Source organism: Dyadobacter soli, from assembly GCF_900101885.1.
GTDB lineage: Bacteria > Bacteroidota > Bacteroidia > Cytophagales > Spirosomataceae > Dyadobacter > Dyadobacter soli.
This window is the reverse complement of sequence record NZ_FNAN01000016.1, coordinates 90,643-108,117: the sequence shown is the minus strand read 5'-3', so window position 1 is coordinate 108,117 and position 17,475 is coordinate 90,643. Positions and strand designations below refer to the sequence as shown.

14 protein-coding genes are annotated in these 17,475 nt (G+C 52.5%); 5 read left to right on the top strand and 9 right to left on the bottom strand.

Annotation, left to right across the window (positions count from 1 at the left end):
* Window positions 1–154: 154 nt before the first annotated feature.
* Both BLQ88_RS24985 and BLQ88_RS24980 read right to left on the bottom strand, forming a co-directional pair.
* Complete coding sequence (locus tag BLQ88_RS24985; protein WP_090155735.1) at window positions 155–2,182, bottom strand: sensor histidine kinase; 2,028 nt, start codon at window positions 2,180–2,182, stop codon at window positions 155–157.
* Window positions 2,183–2,205: 23 nt separating this feature from the next.
* Window positions 2,206–2,910: a LytR/AlgR family response regulator transcription factor gene (locus tag BLQ88_RS24980; protein ID WP_229212849.1), complete on the bottom strand. Its 705-nt coding sequence runs from the start codon at window positions 2,908–2,910 to the stop codon at window positions 2,206–2,208.
* A gap of 190 nt (window positions 2,911–3,100) precedes the next feature.
* Here BLQ88_RS24980 and BLQ88_RS24975 point away from each other — a divergent pair, with 190 nt between their 5' ends.
* Window positions 3,101–3,958: a hypothetical protein gene (locus BLQ88_RS24975; RefSeq protein ID WP_090155588.1), complete on the top strand. Its 858-nt coding sequence runs from the start codon at window positions 3,101–3,103 to the stop codon at window positions 3,956–3,958.
* Window positions 3,959–3,994: 36 nt separating this feature from the next.
* On the opposite strand, the gene BLQ88_RS24970 is transcribed toward BLQ88_RS24975, so the two are convergent.
* Entirely contained in the window at window positions 3,995–4,873 is an 879-nt protein-coding gene (locus BLQ88_RS24970) for a DUF1684 domain-containing protein (protein WP_090155586.1), read from the bottom strand.
* Between the two features lie 214 nt (window positions 4,874–5,087).
* On the opposite strand from BLQ88_RS24970, the gene BLQ88_RS24965 reads away from it, so the two are divergent.
* Together BLQ88_RS24965 and BLQ88_RS24960 are read left to right on the top strand one after the other, a co-directional pair.
* Window positions 5,088–8,129 (top strand): SusC/RagA family TonB-linked outer membrane protein, encoded by a 3,042-nt coding sequence (locus tag BLQ88_RS24965; protein WP_176885089.1) that lies wholly within the window; start codon window positions 5,088–5,090, stop codon window positions 8,127–8,129.
* 14 nt (window positions 8,130–8,143) lie between these two features.
* A complete protein-coding gene (locus BLQ88_RS24960; RefSeq protein ID WP_090155583.1) occupies window positions 8,144–9,580 on the top strand; it encodes a RagB/SusD family nutrient uptake outer membrane protein in 1,437 nt (478 codons plus the stop codon).
* Between the two features lie 292 nt (window positions 9,581–9,872).
* Here the strand turns inward: BLQ88_RS24960 and BLQ88_RS24955 are convergent, their stop codons facing one another.
* Entirely contained in the window at window positions 9,873–10,115 is a 243-nt protein-coding gene (locus BLQ88_RS24955; RefSeq protein ID WP_090155581.1) for a hypothetical protein, read from the bottom strand.
* A gap of 357 nt (window positions 10,116–10,472) precedes the next feature.
* On the opposite strand from BLQ88_RS24955, the gene BLQ88_RS24950 reads away from it, so the two are divergent.
* Window positions 10,473–11,654: an RNA/DNA-binding domain-containing protein gene (locus tag BLQ88_RS24950; RefSeq protein ID WP_090155580.1), complete on the top strand. Its 1,182-nt coding sequence runs from the start codon at window positions 10,473–10,475 to the stop codon at window positions 11,652–11,654.
* On the top strand, window positions 11,654–12,634 hold the full coding sequence (locus tag BLQ88_RS24945; protein ID WP_090155578.1) for a ParA family protein: 981 nt from the start codon (window positions 11,654–11,656) through the stop codon (window positions 12,632–12,634). Before BLQ88_RS24950 ends, BLQ88_RS24945 begins: the two co-directional genes overlap by 1 nt.
* A gap of 11 nt (window positions 12,635–12,645) precedes the next feature.
* Here the strand turns inward: BLQ88_RS24945 and BLQ88_RS37595 are convergent, their stop codons facing one another.
* The 5 genes from BLQ88_RS37595 to BLQ88_RS24925 form a co-directional block, all read right to left on the bottom strand.
* Window positions 12,646–12,870 carry a DUF6250 domain-containing protein gene (locus BLQ88_RS37595; RefSeq protein WP_374754771.1) on the bottom strand — a complete coding sequence of 75 codons (225 nt, stop codon included), beginning with the start codon at window positions 12,868–12,870 and terminating at the stop codon, window positions 12,646–12,648.
* On the bottom strand, window positions 12,867–13,472 hold the full coding sequence (locus BLQ88_RS24940) for a DUF6134 family protein (protein WP_143016924.1): 606 nt from the start codon (window positions 13,470–13,472) through the stop codon (window positions 12,867–12,869). Before BLQ88_RS24940 ends, BLQ88_RS37595 begins: the two co-directional genes overlap by 4 nt.
* A gap of 168 nt (window positions 13,473–13,640) precedes the next feature.
* Window positions 13,641–14,471: a sterol desaturase family protein gene (locus BLQ88_RS24935; protein ID WP_090155574.1), complete on the bottom strand. Its 831-nt coding sequence runs from the start codon at window positions 14,469–14,471 to the stop codon at window positions 13,641–13,643.
* Window positions 14,472–14,820: 349 nt separating this feature from the next.
* Window positions 14,821–15,672 (bottom strand): SDR family NAD(P)-dependent oxidoreductase, encoded by an 852-nt coding sequence (locus tag BLQ88_RS24930; RefSeq protein ID WP_090155573.1) that lies wholly within the window; start codon window positions 15,670–15,672, stop codon window positions 14,821–14,823.
* A 58-nt stretch (window positions 15,673–15,730) separates the two neighbouring features.
* Entirely contained in the window at window positions 15,731–17,461 is a 1,731-nt protein-coding gene (locus tag BLQ88_RS24925) for a tetratricopeptide repeat protein (RefSeq protein WP_090155571.1), read from the bottom strand.
* Window positions 17,462–17,475: the final 14 nt, after the last annotated feature.

Genomic DNA, 17,475 nt, shown 5'->3' with positions numbered 1-17,475 from the left:
TGAATGTGCATTCATGATAGATACGTTAAGATGCCTGGAAAATAAACCTGTCGGTGGCTGACGGTTATTCTATTAATTTGATAGACAAAGTAAGGTTATAAAAATCGAAGAAAAAAGGATTTGGGCCAGTTTTTCGACATAACCATGCGATGCATTACGCTTTCCCGATCGTCAGTCGAAATTCCGTGCCAAAATCTGCACCGGAATCGACAGCTATCCGACACGCTATCGACCGGGCCAGGTCACGGACCATATGCAAGCCGAATCCGGTTTTGCCGCTCACGACCGCGTCGCTGTTATGCAGGACCTGCAACTGATTTTCAGACAAGCCGGGGCCATTATCCCGGATAATCAACACTACCTCATCTCCCTCCCGCCTGGCCTCCCACGCGATCCGGGCGTCGGGCTGGTTTTGTAGCGCTTTCACGGCGTTACTGGTGAGATTTTGCAGGATGGTGCGCAAATAATCTTCGTCGCTGACAACCTGTAAGTCATCCTGCATTTCGAAGCTGAACTGCACGTGCGTCGCCTCGGCAAAAAACCGTTTCATGTATTCAAACAGCTTTTCAACCCGGATGACTTTGGCCGTTGGCCGGAATTGCTGCATCTGGCTCTTGCTCCATAGAAGCATCAACTCCATGGTATCGAGCAAGCCCTCGGCTGCGTCGGTGATTTTCTGCTGATGGAAACTTACCTGGTCGGAGGTGAGCAGATCGGGGCTGGTCTGTTGCAGGTGCAGGAAGTTGATGAGATTGGCGATGGGGCTCCGCAGATCGTGACTCAGGATCGCGAAAAAACGCGCTTTTACCTGGTTGGCTTCGTCAAGTTCCTGATTCAGATGCAGCAAGGTAGTATTGGTACGTTTGCGGCTGCGGCCCTGCCAATAGAGTAACCCTCCAATGACCAGCAGTAATCCCACACAGACCAGCAGCGCAAGTTGTTGTCGTCGCTGTCCGTCGATGGTCAATCGGTTGATCTGAAGTTGCTTGTCCCGCAGTTCGATTTCCCGTTTCCCTTCCAGTCCGGCAATCTTGTTTTTGGCTTCCTGCGAGTACAGCGAATCCTGCACGGCCTGGTACAACCTGAAATTCTCGTAAGCACCTTTGAAGTTTCCTGCCAGCGCCTGCAATTCAGCCAGGCTGCCCCGGAAATGTGCCTGATCACCGATTTCGCCTTTATCCGCGCTGAGCCGTATCGCCTCGGTCAGGTATTTTTCAGCCAGTTGCAGGCGGGCAGCCCGGGAGGTGGGATAAACCGGGCTCTGCTGCAGCGTATCGCTACGCACTAAATCCAGGTAAGCGATACCGAGGTTTGCCACATTGCTCACCGCAGTCAGGTGGCGCGGATTTATCTCGTCCCATATTTTTTTGGCATTCAGCGCGTACGAGATTTTTTGGCCAAAGTCCTGCTGCATTGCCACGGACAGATTCCCGTAGGTTTTTGCCAAACCGTCTTTGTTATCTATCTCTTTATGAATGCCCAGCGCCTGAAATCCGTGTTGCCGGGCTTTGGGCCAGTTTTTCATTTCGGTGTAAATAGCGGCGATGCTGGTCAGTGCAGCGGCCAGCTCCCGTCGTGCATTGATGTCGGGCGAACTCTGACGTTGCCTGAGCGCGAGCGCACGCTGCCCGAATTGGAGCGCTTTCGGGAAGTTTTTCTGGACGCGATAGATTTCCGAAACATTGTCCAGGCAAAGGCCGATCAGGTAATTATCACCCGTGACTTCGGCATAGGCCAGGCCTTCGAAATAATAGCGCATCGCCGCCGGGTAGTTCGACCGGATGTTCTGTTCCGCAACCCCCAGATTATTGGTCGTACTTGCCAGGTTCCACGTGTCGTTCAGGCTTTTGTAAATTGTGATGGCTTTTAAAAAATAATACCGGCAGGAGTCGTAATCGCCTTTGTCGCTGTGGGCCCGGCCAACATACGCGTTGAACACCCCGATACCCCTCGGCCAGTTCATCCCGGTTGTGTGCCGCAAACCCAGCCGGCTGTAATGCATCGCCTGATCCACATTGCTAAAAAACGACTCATCGGCAATTACGCGGTACAACCGGGCTTTCACCGTATCGTTGCCTTCCGCGGGCAGTCTGGCGACAAGCGAATCGATCAGCGCGCGACCTTGCTTTTGAGCACTGGACAGTACGGGGAACAACAGCAGAAATAGTAAAATACGTCCCATTTTTTGGCAGGATTTCGTCACTTTCATTTTTCGTTCCGTCCATCCGGTCGGACTGCATCCAATGCGGATCGATAACTTCGCCCGACCGGCAGCGCAAACTGACGGACATGAATTTGCTGGGTGTCGATCCGGTCGATGTAGTGCCGCTGGACGGCATAGCTGCGATGAATCCGCAAAAACGACTGAAAAGGTGCCGTCAACAACAGGTTGCCAATGGACGACAACACCGTGTACGGCTGGGTCGTCGTCACGATCCGGGTATAATCCTTCAACCCTTCCAGGTAGATCACCTCGTGCAGGCTCACTTTAATCTGCCGGTGCCCGTCCTTGATAAATATCGTGTCGGCTCCCAGGCTCAGATCAAATAGCCTGGCTTTGCGCCTCAGCTCAAAAAATTGCTGGATACGGCTCATCGTGTGACCAAACCGGTCGGCCCGAACAGGCTTGACCAGGTAATCGAACGCATCGACTGCGAAGCTATCCGCAGCATAGTCGGGATAGGCTGTAATGAATACACAAACAGGAATGTGCATCAATTGCTCCCGCAGTTCCAGTCCGTTCAGCCCGGGCATATCCACATCGAGCAGCAGCACGTCAACGGGGGCGTCTTGCAGACGGACCAATGCTTCTTCAGCCGATTCGAAGACGCCTACCACGTTCAATTCCGGATACTGCCGGGCATGCGCCAGCGCGGTAAGCCGGTCAATCTCGTTGTCATCGACAATCATACAGGAAAACGTGTGGTGCAGCATGGTGAGCCGGTCAGTTGACTCAAATGTAAATCCTTTTGCAGCAACAAATCAACCGCTCGCTCAAAGCAAATCGGATTTAATCGATTTAAACCGTCATTAATCGATTCGGGATTGTAAAAACCTGTTTCCCAGCGCAATTTAGACTTATCAAAGATCATCTTGCGCTATGAAAAAGCTTCTGTTAATGCTCCTGCTGGCAGGCTGTTCGGCCGGAGACCCGCAGCCGAATGCAAACAACCCCTCCGATCCATCCGACCCGGGCGAAACAACTCCCGGTACTACCAATCCCGGCAATGGCCAACCCGGCGTGGTAGGCCTGGCCGGTATCGATGCCTGGGACAAGCTATCTGCCGCGGAAAAGGCGCGGATCAAAAGTTGGAACACGCTTTTTCTGCACCAGTCGGTCGGTCAGGATCTGGAAGAAGGCGCCAAAGCGAACGGCATTGCGTTCGAGTATTTCGGGCCGAACGACGTGGTCCAGGGACTACGTGGCGGTATTTTCGTCGATGTGGGCGGTATCCCCAACGGCAACCCCTACGAAAAAATACGGGTGTTCAAAGAAGCCGCGCTACGCAGCAAAGCCAGCCTGAAAATCGCCGTTTTTAAATTCGGGTACGCCGACATCCTCGACGTTAACCGTGATTCGGTAAAAATGGCGTACAATACTTTTGTGTCTGAACTACGCCAGCAGATTCCCGGCCTGAGATTCGTCCACATCACGCCCCCGCTGGTTTACTCCACCAGTGCGGAAGAAGGGAATACGGCCAAAGCAAATGTGGGCCGGTGGATGAAAGATACATTCAAGGAGGAAGACGTGATATTTGATCTGCAAGCGATCGAAACCAACGATGGAGCTTGTCAGCATGCCAATGTTCCGCGCATTTGCCAGGACAACCGGGCCAGTGCCGCCGACCCGTCGGGCGTGAATGGCATAGATTCCGACGGACAGGGCCATCTGGGCACAAAAGCCAGCCAGCGTATCAGCAAAGCACTTTTATATGCTATTTATCAGGCAGGGAAATAATCAGTAACAGGAAGGAGTCCAATACGCGGCGGAAGATCAGTGGTCGCCGTAGCGCTTTTCGCCTGCCACCACGGCCAGCGCCAGCTTGTTTCGCTTCGGCGGCAGCGGGCAGGTCGCATAAGGGGAAAATGCACAAGGCGGATTGATGGCCTTGTTGAAATCGAGCCAGGCCGTGCCGTCTGCCTCGACGGACGAGTAAAGGAAGCGGCCCGCCCCGTAGGTTTCGAGCTTGTTAGTCTGATCGGCGAAGATCAGGAACAGGTTTTCCGGCTTGCCCACGGCGTCCAGGCTGTACTCCTTGCCATCGACGTCGAACACCAGTTTACCGGGCGAAACCTGCTCGTCGGTACGGCCGGTAATGTCGGTAATGCTCACCGTGCGGCCTTTGGTAGGAACGAATTTCGCCTTAACCCGCCATTTCTCTTGTACCGGATAGCGCTCTATGCCCGTAAAGCCTTTCAGGTATTCGCTTTCCAGGTCGCGCAGGCGGATCGCGTACTTCTCGCCCCGCTTGATCACAAACCAGCGCAGCGGCCCGTGCTTTAACGTTACCGGCTTGCCCACAGGCGAAATGTCGAGCTCCGTCACGGGCTGGTCGCCATTGAAAATCTGTGCGTCGGGTTTCGCTTTGAGGGTGATCTTGTCTTTTTCCAAAACAATTTCACCCAGGAACGGACTGCTTTTTTCTGCCGGGAAAAGAATGTCGTTCCCTTCCGCGCCGCCAAACGTGTTAACGCCTTCTTCGAGCCAGTATAGCCCGGCCAGGTTGAGCCAGCCCGATTCCGCTTTCAGGCCCTCGATGCGCTTTTCGTGCCATTGCCTGATCTCGTTTTCGTAGGGGCTGTCGCCGAATGTAAATGCGGCCAGGAAGAAAATCGCCACCAGCTCCAAAGTGTGATAAAGTTGCCTTTTCATGACAATGCTTGATTAAGTGAGTGAAGTCGCTCCCTGCACGTGCGGTCGCAGGAAGCGGAGTTTAATGGTGGCTGGTGTGCAAAATTAACTAAACTATTTAATCTACCAATTTAGTAGTTTAAAAATTTAAAATAACTTTACTTTGCCCATCAAACAAGTGTAGTTACTAAAAGCATCACCCATGATTCCATTTCTCCGTTCAAATCACATCCGATTGATTTGGGCCCTGTTGGGCGGCATACTGGCTTTGCAAAGCCACGCCCAGTCCGTTTCCATTCAGGGAAAAGTTACCTCCGCCACCGACCAATCGGCCCTGCCGGGCATTAATGTACTGGTCAAAAACACCTCCACCGGCACTACTACCAATGCCGACGGCAAGTTCGAGATCAACGCAGAAAGCAATGCCGTGCTCGTATTTTCGGCCATCGGCTACATTACGCAGGAGCTCGAAGTGAAAGGGCGCTCGCAGATCAACGTGCAACTGAGCGACGATACCCGGCAACTGAACGAACTCATCGTCGTCGGTTACGGCACCCAGAAAAAGCGCGACCTGACCGGCGCCGTGAACTCGCTGGATAGCAAGGACTTCAATAAAGGCGTACAAACATCTGTGGACCAACTCATTGCGGGCCGTTCCGCGGGCGTGCAGGTGACGCAATCGAGCTCGGAGCCCGGCGGCGGCGTAACGATCCGCATCCGCGGCGCCAACTCCATCAATGCCAACAACGAGCCGCTGTATGTGATCGACGGGCTGCCCGTGAACAATGCGTCGGTGGTACCAAACTCCACGCTCGTGAACGAGCAGGCGCCGCGCAACCCGCTGAATGCATTGAACCCGAATGATATCGAGTCGGTGGAGATACTGAAAGACGCCTCGGCCACAGCCATTTACGGCTCACGCGGCGCGAACGGCGTTATTTTGATCACGACTAAAAAAGGGACGAAAGGCAAGCTGAATGTCAATTATTCACTTTCCGGTGCGGTGTCGGAGGTGACCAAACGCGTGCCGATGCTGAATGCCCAGCAATACATGGCGCTGCTCAACGACCTCCGCGCCGACCAGAAACAAGCGCCCGAATTTACCGCAGAGCAGATCGCCGCCGTCGGTAAGGGTACTTACTGGCAGGATGAGATTTTCAAAAAAGGGTATTTACAAAACCATCAGCTGTCGTTCTCGGGCGGGCAGGACAAGTTCACTTACTACGCCTCGCTCAACTACCTCGACCAGAAGGGCGTCGTGATCAGTTCGGGTATTAAAAAGTATGTCGGCCGGGTGAACCTGAACTACACCGGCGACAAATTCAAATTTGGGTTAAACCTCAATTCCAGCCAGGTGAAGGACGATTTTGTACCCAATGGCGTGAGCGTGAATGAAGGTGCCGGGGTGATCAACACCGCCATTTTCCAGGACCCTACCCTGACCCTCAAAAATCCGAACGGCACCTGGACGCAGACGCAGATCGTGAACCTGGAAAACCCCGTCGGCCTGGCCAATGAAGTGAGTGACTTCGCCACGACGAACCGAACATTTGCGAGCGTTTTTGCCGAATATTACTTTCTGCCCGAGCTTTCGGCGAAGATCAATTTCGGTACCGACCGCCAGGATTCGCGCCGGGATATTTTTACCTCGCGCCTCACCAAACGTGCTGAGGGTACCAAAGGCATCGCGAGCGTGCTTACGAGCAATGCTTCCAACAACCTTGTGGAGTTTACGGCGCGTTACAGCAAGGCGCTCAACAAGGATAATCAGCTCGAAATCCTCGGGGGGTATACCTACCAGGAGTTTGTAGTGAGCTCGCTTTCGGCCGGTGCGCAGAATTTCCCGCTCGACGCCTTGGGCACCGACAACCTCGCAGCAGGCGCGCAGACGACGTTTTCACTCGGATCGGGGCGCACCAAGAACCAGCTGCTATCCTACCTCGGCCGGGTGAACTACAATTTGCTCGATAAATACCTGCTCACAGCCTCCATTCGCGCCGACGGCTCGTCGCGGTTCGGGGATAACAAAAAATACGGCATTTTCCCGTCGGTAGCCCTCGGCTGGCGCATTAAGGATGAGCTTTTCCTCAAAAACATCAACACCATTACCGACCTGAAACTCCGCGCCAGCTACGGCGTGACCGGTAACCAGGACATCGGCAGCTACAAATCGCTCGTGCTCCTCGGCCCTCAGGGACAGGCCATTTTCGACGGCGCGCCTTATGTGGGTATTTCAACAACGCAACTCCCGAACCCGGACTTGAAATGGGAAACGACTACCCAGCTGGATATTGGACTGGATTTCAGCTTGTTTGCCAACCGTCTCTCAGGTAGCATCGATTATTTCCATAAACAAACCAAAGACCTGCTGCTGCAACTGCCGATTCCCCGCACCACCGGTTTTACAACTACATTTAAAAACGTAGGCGGCCTGAAAAACACCGGTTTCGAATTTGCATTGACGTCTATCAACGTGACGGCGCCGTTTACCTGGCGGTCGAGCCTGAACTTCTCAGTCGTGAAAAACGAAGTCACCGACCTCGGCGCATTGCCTTACATTCTGGGCGGATCGGCTGGTTTTACCAATGATTTCACCATAATCCGCAAAGGCGATCCGCTGAATGCCTACTATGGCTACGTCGTGGACGGCGTGTTCCAGCAAGGCGAGGACATTGCCAAATCCGCACAACCGCTGGCGCGCCCGGGCGAATACAAATACCGCGATGTGAACAAGGACGGCACTATCAATTCTGCCGACCGGACCATTCTTGGCTCGCCGTTCCCGGACTTCACCTACGGCCTGAACAACGATTTCACTTACGGCGCGTTCAACCTCTCGTTCTTTTTCCAGGGCGTGCAGGGCAACAAGCTCTTCAACCTCAACCGGACCGAATCCGAGAACCCGATATCGTTCCGCCGCAACCGCCTCGCCGAAAGCTACACCGACCGCTGGACGCCTACCAACCCGACCAATGCGAATTCGTCGGGCGTGCCCGTGGCCGTTTCCTATACGAGCAACGTGAACAGCCGGGCCGTGGAAAATGCTTCGTACCTGCGTTTGAAATCGGTGCAGCTGACTTACAATTTCCCGTCGGCCAGATGGCGGCATATCAAAGGCTTGCAGGTGTATCTGACCGGCCAAAACCTGTTCACCATCACCAAATACACCGGCTATGACCCCGAAGTGAGTGCATTCGGCACCTCCAACGTCCGCGCCGATTACAACGCATTCCCGCTCTCGCGCACCTACACGGCGGGCGTGAGTATAAATTTCTAATTTCTTGTGAATCAATGAAAAAACTACTTTATATACTGTTAATGCTCGGCGCTGCCGCCTGCGACCAGCCGCTGGAAGAGAAAGTGTATTCTTCCTTTGGCCCTAACAATTTCTTCAAAACCGCCGACGACGCCGAGGCGTTGCTCAACGCCGCGTACGCCCTCGAACAGAAACAGGGCACCGACGGCTTCCGCAATATCCTCGTGATGGCCGAAGTGACGACCGACCTGCTCATCATCCGTGAAGGCGGGCTCCGCGGGCTCGCACAGCCGCTCGAAGATTTCACCTGGAATGCTTCCCACGAGTTTTTCGACACCGCATGGACCCGCTATTACAGCGCTATTTATCGTGCTAATCTCGTGATAGACAATGTGCCCAACATCGATTTCGATCCGGAACGCAAAAAGCAGATCATTGCAGAAGCCCGCTTCCTGCGCGCGAGCGGCTACATTTCGCTGTACGACCTTTTTGGCCCTACCCCGCTCATTACCAACAGCATCAGCAGCAGCAGCAGCGAAGACCGCCCGGCACGCGCCAGCAAGGAAGATTTTGTCAAATTCGTGACCGATGAACTCACCGCCGTGGCCGACATCCTGCCCGTCACCGCCAAGCAATACGGCCGCGCTACCAAAGGTGCCGCCCTCGCCTTTCTGACTAAATTTTACCTGAACAACAAGGACTGGCAAAAGACGAATGAAACCGCCCAGAAGGTGATCGACCTGAATGCGTACAGCCTTTTCAACTCCGCCAACCGGACCGATTTGTTCAAGCTCGCCAACGAGAAAAACAGCGAATTCATTTATGTAAGGCCACATTTGGCCCAGCCGGGGCTCGGTACTAATTACCTGCCGCACGCCGCACCGCCCAACTACAAATACAAAGGCGCCACCAAAGCCAACTACGCCACCCAGCTCAAAACGCTCTCCGGCTTCTACGATTCCTTCGACCCGAAAGACCAACGCCGAGAAGCATTCCTGACCGAATACGACGACCTGGGTGGCAAACACATCGTCCTCGGCCAGGACGACAAGCGCAGCTTCAAATTCGAAGAGGACCTCCCAGCCACCGGCGCCGACCTCGGCAACGATTTCCCCGTGGTCCGCTACGCCGACATCCTGCTGAGCAAAGCCGAGGCATTGAACGAACTCCAAGGCCCCACCGCAGCCGCTATCGACCTCATCAACCAGGTCCGCGCGAAAGCCGGCGTCGCCGCATTGTCCGTTGCCGCATTCGCCACCAAAGAAGCGCTCCGGGCACACATCCTGAAAGAGCGCGGCTGGGAATTCTTCACCGAAGAACTCCGCCGCCAGGACCTGATCCGCCACGGCAAATTCATCGAACTCGCCAAAGGACGCGGCAAAACCGCATTCGACTACCAGGTGCTCTTCCCGCTGCCACAGAGCGAGATCGACCGGAACCCGAGTTTAGTGCAGAATGAGGGGTATAAATAGTGTTCAATGCGCCGCTACCTGTTGATGTTACATGCCTACGGCATTCAAAAGCCATTTGAAATGTTCCCTGCTACCAATATTTCATCGCTACCGCGATTTGGCGTTTTGTGGTTAGTGCCGTCAGGCACGCAACGTTGGTAGCAAGATGATACCCCCTGGGAGGCCTTAAATCCCAGAGGGATGCGACAGCATTGCAAACGACATTCACGTAAAACGCTGCAATGCCGCCACAATACAACAAAAGCCAGGCAATCGAGCAGATTACCTGGCTTTTGTTTGTATACGGGGAGGGTTACCCCTTCATCCCCTCAACACGCTGGAAGAAAAACACCAGCTCCTTGAATGATGTAAAAACGTCCGCTGCGCGGGGGTTGTAACCCAACTCTTTTTGCGCAAGCATATAACCTGTATAAATGTCCCAAAGGTCATCTATCCAGTTTGACGGGCTGCTCTGGGCTAGCAGCTCTGCAACTTCCCGGCCGAATGCCAGGTGCCGCGAGTCCGGGGACTCGGCGGTGGGTGATAGTGTGGTCATAAAACTTATGTTTTTAGGTGAAAGAAAACGCCCTGTCTAAGGTGTCCTAATGCACATAAGGGCATCCGGGGGGCTTTCGCCGGTCCCGCACCATAACAGGGCAAGTCGTGTAAGATTTTTCATAGTTCTTATGGTTTTATAGGAGGCTGCATATTCGGAAGATGCTTATCCAAATCCAAACCTTTAAAAAATTCACGCCATCCGTAAATTAATTGATTTCCATGAAGCAACCTCGTGTACCTGAATACTGAATTCAAAAACAGGTAGAGCTGTCTCGCAGGGCGAGTACCTATACAATATATAAATTTGGTAATTGCTGCCGCATTTTTCAACTTGCCGCGGTTTAACCTGCGCTATATGATCACCCAAGAAGAAATTGCATTACTCCTGCCAGCATTAGAAACCGACCGGATTGAGAAAACCGTGTCCAGAAATAATACTGACAAATTTGGTGAAGCAATATGTGCGTTTTGCAACGATATGCCCGGACATGGATTGCCCGGATATCTGATCATCGGGGCAAATGACAATGGTAGCCTGAACGGCACGAAGGTTGACGAGCAATTGATGCAGACGCTGCTCGATTTTCGGACGGACGGTCGCATTGTCCCGCCACCCGCGTTAGCGGTAGCGAAATTCTCGTTCGATGAAGGAGAGATCGCAGTAGTTGAAGTTCAACCGTCAAAAGTGCCCCCAGCGAGGTACAAAGGCCGGGTTTGCATTCGAGTGGGTCAAAGGCGTGGGTTCGCGAACGAAGCCGAAGAACGGATATTAAGTGAAAGACGCTCGATCTATTCAAGGACTTTCGACACAAGGCCGGCTTATGAAAGTGATCTAAACGAGCTTAGTGTAGAGCTGTTTAAATTGACTTACCTACCAACCGCCATTGATTCGGAAACGCTCGAAGCCAATGGAAGAGAAATTACTGAGCAGCTTTCCTCACTTAAATTTTTCGATTTAAAAGCTGGTATACCGACAAACGCAGGAATACTGCTTTTCGGGAAAAATCCCCGGTTTTATCTTCCCGGCGCTTACATTCAATACGTACGATTTATCGGACCTGATGAGGTTAGCGACTTCGATTTCGAACACCGGTTTGAAGGCGATTTAACGACTCAAATACGCGTGATAAAGGACTTTATCAAGTCGCAAATCGAAAAGCGCGTTCAAAATGGACTTGGTGAGCCGTATGAGCTGGCCTATCCCGCCTCTGCCGTTGAAGAATTGATATATAATGCAATCATTCACAGGGATTACGAATCGAATGCCCCTATCAAATTCTATGAGTTCAGCGACAGAATCGAAATCACCAATCCCGGTGGTTTGTTTGGCGATGCACGACCGGAGAATTTCCCCAATAAAAATGATTATCGGAATCCAACCCTCGCCGAAGCAGCTAAAAACCTGGGCTTCATCAATGCATTTAATGTAGGAGTTAAGCGTGCAAAGGCCGCTTTGTTGAAAAATGGATCGCCAGACCCTATATTTATAGTCGACCAGCCAACCAGCTTCGGTGTGGTTATCTTCAAAAAACGATAATGAAAACGATTGCTTTTTTCAATAACAAAGGTGGGGTTGGCAAAACCACATTGGTTTATCATTTCACATACATGCTCGCCGAGTTGGGGTATCGATGCCTTGCCGTCGACTTAGATCCTCAAACCAATCTTACTTCTATGTTTCTGAGTGATGAGAGGCTGCAAGAAATATATGAAAATGAAGTAAATAGGCCGACTATTTTGGAGAGTATTAAGCCATTGAATAAAGGTATTGGGGATATAGCTCCTGCCCATATCGAAGAAATAAAGAATAATATCGGACTCCTGGCCGGCGACTTAGAGCTATCGCTTTTCGAAGACAAATTGAGTAGTGGCTGGGGCGCTTGCCTGAATCGAGATGAGGCAGCGTTTCGTGTAGTATCATCATTTTACCGAGTAATGATGGAGGCTGGGCAGAGATGGGAAGCAGATTTCAATATTATAGACATCGGTCCAAATTTTGGAGCAATTAACAGAGCTACTTTAATTGCCGCCGACTACGTTGTCGTACCTATGGCGGCTGACCTATTTTCTCTACAAGGCCTCAGAAACCTTGGAAATCGACTTGTCACATGGCAGGAGGAATGGGAGGATCGTTTGAATAGAAACCCTGAACCTTCGCTCCAACTACCACAAAGATCTATAACGCCTTTAGGATACGTCGTTATGCAACATGGCGTGAAGGAAAGCAGACCGGTAAAATCGTATCTCAAATGGGCAAATAGAATACCTAACGTATTCAGAGAATCTGTTTTAAATGATGCCCCACAAACAGACCTGACCGTCAACGACGACCCTTATTGCCTCGCGCTATTGAAACATTACCACAGCTTAATACCAATGGCGATGGAAGCCAGAAAGCCTATTTTTCTTTTGAAACCTTCCGACGGCGCTATTGGAGCTCATCTTGGGGCAGTTAAAAGCAGCTACGCTGACTTCTTCTCTTTTACACAAAAAATATTGAATCGAATCAGCGGTTAGGAAGCGGCCGATCAAAGCCCCTGAAACGCACCCATCTGATGCTGCGCAGCAGTGGACCGAAACCCAAACCACCCCACCTGCAAAGTCTCCGCATCCATATAAACAAACAAAACCTCCCCATCCACCGAAAAAGTAGTCCGACCGTTATCGGCAGTAATATCTCGCGTTCGCTGGGGATGCGGTTGGGGGAATGACGTGGGGCCCGGAGACCGAACGGTGCTTGCTATACGAATCAAAGATTCCGCTGCTTACGCACAATACTAAGCCGCACCCCGCCAAGCTCAGTCACAATCCGAACGCATTCCCCATCCCGGTAGCTATAAACACTCTCCTTGCCATTCGGCAGCTGCACTACATAGCTCCCGTTTTCAATTTTGCGGATGCGGCACATGGCGCCGAACTTTTCGGAATAGACCGCCTGCACTTGCGTCGGCTCCTGGTAGTAGAGGCCGGTGATGGTGTAGGCGATCGGTTCGGCAATGTCGCGCTTACTGGCGGGAGCGCTTTTTTCCGCCAGATCGAACCGGTAATGCTGCGAAGCAACTCGCGTCGTGACGGTGTGCTCACGCCGCTTCCCATTCACGATCTGTTCCGTGGAAGAGCTGTGTAATGCGCCATTCTCGAAGCGGTTTTCACTCACAAAACTCCCCGTATAAAACGGCACGCTAAACTCCGCCTCGATCCGCTTCCGCAACAACCGCTCCGCCCCATCGTGCTGCAAAACCTTCACAGAACCAATGGTATGGCCCGCCATAACGACGTCGAAAGTCGCGAGTTGAGCGAAGGCGGAGAATGAGGTGGAGAGGGTTAGGGAGATGGTTAATAGTAGGTGTTTCATGGCAGTTCAATTTTGAATGAGCGAATGAGTGAATGAGTGAATAGTTTTTACGCTAACTCAATCAAAGCATCAATCCGGGTCAGTTATTCAATCATTCGGTCATTCAATCATTCAAAATTCACTCATTCACTCATTCACTCATTCCCCGTTCCACGGCGGCTCATTCACTCATTCAAAAAGCTCGCTCCGCTCATCCTTCGACTTAAAAAGCGGGTACCCCAGCTGCACGTACCACGGCTCTTCGTGGTAATCTTCCAGGCCGATATGCTCCGAGAATTGGCGTGTAATTTTGGCTGTACCGAACAGCATATCCCAGATAAAGAACATGTTACCGTAATTTCCGTTGATTACCCCGATGCCGTCGGCGTCCGTAGCGGCGTGGTGGGCGTGATGGGTGGCAGGGGTGGAAATGGTTCGTTCCAACACCCACATCAATGGATGCAGCCATTTGATTTTATACAAAGGTTCGTCCCAGCGGACGCTCGAATGTGCCGATATGCCGATGAGCGCTTTGAAGAAATAGCCGATCAGGAATGCCTGGCCAAAGCCCAGGAAGATGAGGATTGTGGAAACGATGCGCGACGGGAACAGCAGCAGGTAAATCCACGAGTTGCGGCCGGTAAGGAAAACGCTCATTTCGGGCGCGCTATGGTGCACGCGATGGCCTTTCCAAAGCCATGGGTAAGTATGGGCGGCCCGGTGCCACCAATACTGCGTGAAGTCTTCGAGCAATGCGGTGATGAGCACCCCGGCCCATAGCGGCACATTTTCGAATACATTGTAATAATCCGCGAAAAAGTAATTGAGTACATAAGCCGATAGCAGGAAGCTGAGCGGGCGCGTGATGGTGCTGGACAGGAAAAGTCCGGCGAAATTAATGTACCATTCGTTGCGCGACCATTTTTCGCTTTTGTAAAGACCGGTGAATGCCTCGGCAATGCTGATAATGGCAAAAAGGATGAGGATTTCGTAGTAAATATGGCTGTCTGTGAATTTCATGCTGCAAGAAAGTCTGGACCGCTCCGCAGGAAGCGATGATGGGAAATAAACCAGTAACGGAAGCGCCGCGAAGGAAACCAGCGGCAAGAAGACTTGACTAGCAACAACAACATTGCGCCCCGACAGACATCAGGTGCAGGGTGCCGGAACGGCGGAGAAGTGGGGAATGTAGGTTAACCGAACGCATATCCGATGGTATTTGGTAAAAGCAGCTTCGGGTGGTTCTAAGCTCGATTTAGTTTAAGATCAGGACAAAGGTAATGCATGAAATGGTTAAACTCCAAGCGTTTGCATTAAAAAGCATGTAAAGTCTATGGATTTAATAGATTTTACATTAAAACATGCAGTATTAACTGTCCTGCGAAGCTTCTACCGGTTCTGTGATCAACCTTTCGGTATACAACCAGAGCTCTCGCGCCAATTTTCTGCTTCCTGCATTTGCCGACCGTTTGGCTGGTCGCGAATTGGCGAAATACTGGCCGGTAACGCCTTCAAATGCCTCCGAAGTGGCCAGTTCCACGATCTGTGCGGCGGCTTCGGAAGGCGTGCGGAAGAATGGCTTGAACATTTTCATAAACCAGGCCGTAGCCCCGTTGCCATCGCCGCCGAAACTGCTGGAAACCGTTCCCGGATGCACGGCATTGGACGCGATGTTGCAGGCCGCCAGTTGCTCGGCCAGTTCGTTGGAGAAAAGGATATTCGCCAGCTTGGAGCGCCCGTAAATGACCAGGTCGTGGTAATGCGGGGGATTGGCGAGTTTCCTCGTAGCATACCGCAGCGCGAAAAAGTGTGCTTCCGAGGCAAGGTTGACAATGCGGGCACCGTCGGCGGCTTTGAGCAACCCTACCAGCCCGGTCGTGAGGACGAACGGGCCGACGTGGTTGGTTGCAAAGGTGCGCTCGATGCCTTCCGGGGTCGTTTCGCGGCGCTGGACAATGAGCCCCGCATTGTTGATCAGCAGGTCGAGCCGCTGGTAGCGTGTCCGGATTTCATCCACGGCGCGCCTGACGGATGCAATGCTCGAAAGGTCGCATTCGACAAAATCCGTATGGACGCTGTCGCCAATCTCGTTTTGCAAGGCGATAGCTTTGGCCGCATTGCGCGCGACGAGGATCAGGTCGTAACCTTTTTCGGCCAGTTGAATGGCGGTATGGCGGCCAATGCCCGAGGTCGGGCCGGTAATCAGTGCGGTCTTGCTCATGAGCGAAATCTAATCTAAATACAGCATTAATGCTTAGCCCAGCCGAAAAAATGAATGGTCAGAGCGGGTAAAGCGACTTGTCGCCTTGCCTGATCACCTCGTTCAGCTGCGCAGCCAGCTCTTTCGCTTTGGCCGCATCGCCTTTTTTCTTGTACACCTTATACAGCCCCCACAATGCATTAGCGCTGTTGGGCCGTTTTTGGGCGAGATCTTCATACGCTTTGATTGCCAGGTCGTATTTCCCTGCTTTCGTGTAAACCTCACCGAGGCTGATCAGTACGGGCCGGGCGTACGATGGCGGCTCGCTGTAACCGAGGTCGTGCTCCTTTTTCTGGGCGGTTTTGAGGATGCGGATGGCCTCGTCGTCGTTATTTTCCAGGCTTTGGATGAGCCCCTGCAATTCCAGGGAGGCCACATTCAGGTCGCCGAGCCTTCTGATGGCGATCACGTCGTCGCGACTGGATTGCGTGCTATTGCGGTACAAATGCGCGTCGAGGGCGTCGGAGTATTTCCGGGCCTCGTCGGCTTTGCCGCGCTTCACGGCGTCCATGCCCAATGCGAAATAATACAGGCCGTCTTTATAGCCGATGGCCTTGCCGGTAAAAATGCTGTCCTTGTCGTTGATCAGTTTCAGGCGGTCGGCTGCTTTTTTGTAATACCCAAAACAAAGCTCCATTTTGGCCGGCGCAATAATGCCCTGATAGAAGAAGCGGCCTTCGTATTTAGCCTTTCGTTCCCTGGTGACGGGCATATTTTGCAGCTTTTCGGCGTAGTAGAGGGCGGTTTTGTAATGCCCGTTCTCGGCGCTGTTCGAAAGCAGGTAGTTGATATTGTGAATGTAATTCCAGGTATCGACTTCGGGAATGCCTTGTTTTTTCATGTAAACGGAGTCCACCGCCACCGCTTCCAGGAATGCCTCGTGGGCCTTTTGGTATTGGCCTAATTTATAATACACGTGCCCCGGCATATGCACCATATGCGCGGCGCCGGGTGTGAGCAGGCGGATGCGCTCGGAGCTTTTGATAGCTTCGTCCGGACAGCAGTTTTCCATCAAATGGATCCAGTAATGGTGCGCGCCGGCATTGTCGGGATCGGATTTGAGCACGTCGCGCAGCAGGTATTCGCTGTAAATCTGGCCTTCGCGGGGGTTCAGGTCCACGTCGTAGCCGCTCATTTTGCTCAATGCGAGGAAGAGTTTGGCGTCGACGTCTTCCGGGTATTTATGCACGATGATTTCGAGCTTTTGCTGGTATTGCTTCCGGCTGTTTTCGCCCGGCGCGTCGCGGAGGAGAATGGCTTCGGCGTACAGTTTTTCATGCTCGTTGGCCTTATCCCTCAATGCTTTCAGCTTTCTGACGGCCAGCTTTTTATCGTCGTCAAAATCAGGGCCTTCGGTAGCGCCGATGGCGCTGTACAGTCCCCAGTAAGGCATTACCGCCGACGAATCCAACCGAATGGCTTCTTTGAATGAACGATAGGCTTCGAAATCCCAGAAATCGTGCAGCAGCGCCACGCCCTGCGCGAAGTACTTTTGCGCCTGCTCCGATTTCGTGCTGATTTTAAATGTGGAAGTGCCGATACCTTCCAGAAACTGCGCGGGCGGCAGGTTATGCACGTAGGCGGTTTCCTTGCGGTATGCCTGAATGTGGTCCAGGTGGTTATGGGCAAATTCGTTCTCGTCCACATGATGCGCGTGGTCGTGCGCGGTGGCTGGTGCCTGCCCCTGCCTGTCGCGCTGCGCGAAAGTGGAAATGGAGATCAGACAGCATAGTATGAAGGTAATTCTCATGTTTTAATTTAAAT

Bases quoted from the DNA above. Each gene is read 5' to 3' on its own strand.
- BLQ88_RS24985 (WP_090155735.1), bottom strand. From the start codon at position 2,182: ATGGGACGTATTTTACTATTTCTGCTGTTGTTCCCCGTACTGTCCAGT.
- BLQ88_RS24980 (WP_229212849.1), bottom strand. From the start codon at position 2,910: ATGATTGTCGATGACAACGAGATTGACCGGCTTACCGCGCTGGCGCAT.
- BLQ88_RS24975 (WP_090155588.1), top strand. From the start codon at position 3,101: ATGAAAAAGCTTCTGTTAATGCTCCTGCTGGCAGGCTGTTCGGCCGGA.
- BLQ88_RS24970 (WP_090155586.1), bottom strand. From the start codon at position 4,873: ATGAAAAGGCAACTTTATCACACTTTGGAGCTGGTGGCGATTTTCTTC.
- BLQ88_RS24960 (WP_090155583.1), top strand. From the start codon at position 8,144: ATGAAAAAACTACTTTATATACTGTTAATGCTCGGCGCTGCCGCCTGC.
- BLQ88_RS24955 (WP_090155581.1), bottom strand. From the start codon at position 10,115: ATGACCACACTATCACCCACCGCCGAGTCCCCGGACTCGCGGCACCTG.
- BLQ88_RS24950 (WP_090155580.1), top strand. From the start codon at position 10,473: ATGATCACCCAAGAAGAAATTGCATTACTCCTGCCAGCATTAGAAACC.
- BLQ88_RS24945 (WP_090155578.1), top strand. From the start codon at position 11,654: ATGAAAACGATTGCTTTTTTCAATAACAAAGGTGGGGTTGGCAAAACC.
- BLQ88_RS24940 (WP_143016924.1), bottom strand. From the start codon at position 13,472: ATGAAACACCTACTATTAACCATCTCCCTAACCCTCTCCACCTCATTC.
- BLQ88_RS24935 (WP_090155574.1), bottom strand. From the start codon at position 14,471: ATGAAATTCACAGACAGCCATATTTACTACGAAATCCTCATCCTTTTT.
- BLQ88_RS24930 (WP_090155573.1), bottom strand. From the start codon at position 15,672: ATGAGCAAGACCGCACTGATTACCGGCCCGACCTCGGGCATTGGCCGC.
- BLQ88_RS24925 (WP_090155571.1), bottom strand. From the start codon at position 17,461: ATGAGAATTACCTTCATACTATGCTGTCTGATCTCCATTTCCACTTTC.